Origin of the sequence: Gelidibacter sp., from assembly GCF_035515035.1 — a bacterium.
Taxonomy (GTDB): Bacteria; Bacteroidota; Bacteroidia; order Flavobacteriales; family Flavobacteriaceae; genus Gelidibacter.
Genome location: NZ_DATJCA010000082.1, coordinates 1 through 4,130 on the forward strand (window position 1 = coordinate 1; position 4,130 = coordinate 4,130).

The following is a 4,130-nucleotide window of genomic DNA, read 5'->3' on the forward strand; positions in this document are numbered from 1 at the left end:
CCGTTAGGGAAGCATTGTTTTTGATTGTTAGTTTTGCTCCATTTTCTACTTTAATGTTTTTAGCTAATGCATTGAAATCAGAATTAATTTCCAAATTTCTTTTTACAATAACACAATTTTCTAAAGTTGGTTGGTCATTTATACTTGGCGGACTCCATCTGTTGCTTGCCGCCCAATCCGAAGAGGCACTTTGATCCCATATTTTTGTTTTATTATTGAAATCTAAATTTCCAGTAACTATACAACCGTTACTCAATGTTGCCGTAGCTTTAAATTTCAAGATTTCACTGCTTTTTAATTGAGCAATTGTTGGCTTTATGCATACAGAGGCACTTGCTCCACTGTAAGGAGTGTCCGTACATTGTTGGGTTATCGAATTAAAATCAAAAATCCCTTCGGTAGAACCACCTGGAGCTAACCAATCAAGTGCTGTCTGAAGAGGCTTGTTACCATAAATTCGAATGTCGTCTATAGCTATACCATCTCCCCATCCGGATTCATAACGAAATCTAATTTTGAAATTTGGAGTATTGATAAAATTCGATAAATCAACTTCTTTAGTCACAAATTTATTAGCTGACCCAATGGACTCCTTATAATTTATTATCTCTTCCCACGTACTGCCTCCATCTCTAGATCCTTCAATATACAATCCTTCATCAGCTCCTGCTGCATTAGGTCCATAATAGGAGAAATACACTTTAAAGATTAAAGTAAGATCTTGAAAGTTTTGGGTGCTTTTCGATAATCCTTGTTCTAAGGCTTTATTTGATAAAGTAGAGTAATTATTTGCATTGTCACTTGTAGAGAATGCGAAGCCATTTGCTGTGCCATCTACAGGATAGCCTGAGCTAATTGCAGGTTTCCAAATTGGATTATTGACAGGAATAAATGTGCTAACCTTTCTGGAAAAGTTTACAGAGTTATCACCCGAAAGAATTTTATTCGTAAAGCTCCCTAAATTTGTTCCACTAAAGGTTTCTTCTAAAATCAATTCTCGTTGGAAATCACCTGAAGCGGATACCGATACTATAGCTCCGTCTCCACAAATCTCATTGGTTTGATTTACGATATCTAAAGTAGGCAGAGGTTTTGCATTCGCTATTACTGGCACTCTAGGTGATTCACATCCATTCGATCCCACGGCAGATACATAATATATTCTACTATTGGGAGCAGTAATACTAGGAGTGGTTATAGTAGAATTATGGTTTGACATCGGAACACCACCAAATTCATTTAAATACCAGTTATAAGAAACGGTACTAGAGTTACCAATAGCTTCTAATACAATAACGCCATTTCCACAGCGTTCACCATCAATAACTGTGTAAATAGTTGCGTTACAAGCTGGAACTACTTTAATTTTATAATCTTCCGTCTCACTAAAAAGCGACAATCCGCAAGGCCCTAAATTGGGCTCAGGAGATTGTTCATGTTGTGCTCTAAAACGAATGGTATATTCTCCAGGATTAGTGTTTGGCGGTACGACTAAACCAAAATTGGCACTTACAGTTTGATTATTACCTGAATCATAAATAAGTTCATTTGTGTCAAATAAACCATTTTTGTTCCAATCAACCCATGCTTTAAATTTACCTCTGTAATTTGTTTTAACTTCAACATTTATCCCACCGCCTGGAACTTGTTGTGCTTTAATTCCAACCACATTTTTATAACCTGGTGAATCATATCCGCTTGTTGTTGCGGCAGGCCCAGCAATTAAAGTATCAAAAAATTTCACACTATTTATGAAAAAGTCACTTGATAAAGATTCTGGAATACAAGTCATATCTTTAGGGGTAAAATTTATTATTAATAAAGGTGGGTCTTGATCGCCATCTCCACTAAATTGAGCGAATTCATTCGCTTGCCAAGTGTTTTCTGGATTAGGGATAACAGCAAGTGATAAATATTGATGATTACCTTGTCGTAAACCACGTATATAATTCAAGCCTGCCGCATCAAAAACATTCCATTTATCATGAATGATTTGTTGAGACGTCGAAGAGCCTTGCGAATTGTTCCATGTTAAATTCTGAGAAATCACATTCCCGACTCCATCGTAAATATTTTTATTAGTTGTGAAAAGTCCCATTGGGTTAAAACTAAGTAAAGTAAATCGTGCAATAGCAAATGATCTATTTTCCAAATTTGTGTCTTGTCCGTATCCATTATAAGTAAGTAGAGTATGTGCAGATTCAATGGTTGCATTTGGTGGAATGATATTTCCAATGTTAAAGCGTGCCCATCCAACAATCTTATTCCCATTTGATCTTCCTGTTCGGATGGAACCACCCGCCCCAGGGAAATTATTATTATCTATTTTTCTCACCCAACCAGAGGCGTAAAAAGGCCAGTTAAAGGCCAAACCATAAATAGATGTTGGATCAATGGTAACTGGGAAAATCCGATCATTATTAAACAACCATTCTGTTTTTACTTTGGTTTTTATACGAAGTGTATTGCCTAATAATAGGGTTTCATAAAAGGTGTTTTCTTCTACCATTAAATTATGACTGGAGTCAAAAGAAACTGGATTCTCATAAAGAATCATTTCTTGACCCAATTGATTTGTGACTACAATACCATTATCTGTTTTCGAGTGTTTCCAACCAAATGGTATCGTTATATCCTCTGTAAAGACTAAATAATCTGCGTTATTGGGTATGTTTCCTAAAGATTGTTTGTCAGGAATCAGATAGTTAAGTTTTCTTTTCCCGTTTTTAATAATAATTTCAGCGGTAATATTGCCATATAAATTAGGATAATATGCTTTATTTCCTTGGACTGAAATAGTACTTTCAGTAGCTTGTTTTAAACCTATTTCTTGACCATTTACTTCCCAATACATTGTAGTGTTTTGAAAATCTTTTATTTCGTATGATTGGATTTTTGTCTTTATTCCTAATGTAGCTGTTTTCCCAAAATAACTTTCCATTAAGTTTGTGCTATTTACATAGGGATACGAACTATTTGTGGTGCTTTTGATTTGAACATCTATTTCTTCCCATCCTCCATTTTTAGAGTAGTGAATAGGTTCTGCGCTTGATATTAAAGAATGGCTTCCATTTCCATTACTATATTCACGCGTAAAAGCAGTTCTTTTTGAGATGTCTTCTTTTTTACCCTGTAGTTTCATTTCTTCAAAAGCAGAAATTCCCACTTTGCCATCGTTTGGAACGGCTGTCGAAGAATGGTTTGGAGAATAATTCAGTTCCTGATCCCTATTCTGGACATTGGAATGGTTGATTTTCTGAGTAGCTTTCGCTTTTACATTTTGTTGGGGTGTAATTTGTGCTTGCGCATAGAAAGAAAAGAAAAGTAGAGATAGTATAAAACCTCCACGTACGGCGAATGCGTATAGATATTTCATAGTTATTAGGTTTGGTGCTGCAAATATAATACTATTTTTTTTAATTAAACAACTAAAGTTTTGGGTGCTAGGGGATAGGGTGCTCGGGAAGGTTGGGGACTTGTTAGGACTTGTCCCGATAGCTATCCGAAGGGGACTGGGGACTGGGTGGACGATGAACATCCCACCCCAACCCTCCCTTCAAAGGGAGGGAGTTTGATTTTCGTTTTGAATGGGGTTTTTGATTGAATCGGAGTTTAAAGTCCCCCTTTGAAGGGGGATTTAGGGGGATGTAAATTGGGTTTGTTTTTAATGACGAGTAAACATCCCACCCCAACCCTCCCTTCAAAGGGAGGGAGTTCGAGTTTTGTTTTGAATGGGGTTTTTGATTGAATCGGAGTCTAAAAGTCCCCCTTTGAAGGGGGATTTAGGGGGATGTAAAGGGATTTAGGGGGATGTTTTTCACATGAAAAAAGCCCTCTTTTTCAAAAGGGCCTTTTTCGTATTTAAATACTAAATCCGTTTCAATTTGATTACGCTTTGTTTTCTTTCCTACCGTTATTTGTTTACAAATTTCTTTGTAATCACCTCACCGGCTTCCGTTTCTACCACAAATACAATGATCTGTTTTTCCAAACGATTCACAGGAACTTTGAATTGTAGGTTGTTAATTTCAGATTTTTGGAATGCGGAACGTCCGTTCAAACTGAAGATTTCAACTTGGGTGATTTTGTTTTCAGTAGAAGTTACGACGATGTTCCCGTCTTTTTTCTCG

The 4,130-nt window shown here is 36.4% G+C and carries 2 protein-coding genes; both read right to left on the reverse strand.

Annotation, left to right across the window (positions count from 1 at the left end):
• Positions 1-3,376 (reverse strand): immunoglobulin domain-containing protein (locus VLZ86_RS06320; RefSeq protein WP_325449790.1); only part of this gene is annotated, 3,376 nt, incomplete at its 3' end.
• Between the two features lie 537 nt (positions 3,377-3,913).
• Positions 3,914-4,130: hypothetical protein (locus VLZ86_RS06325; RefSeq protein ID WP_325449791.1), on the reverse strand; the 217-nt coding region annotated here is incomplete at its 5' end.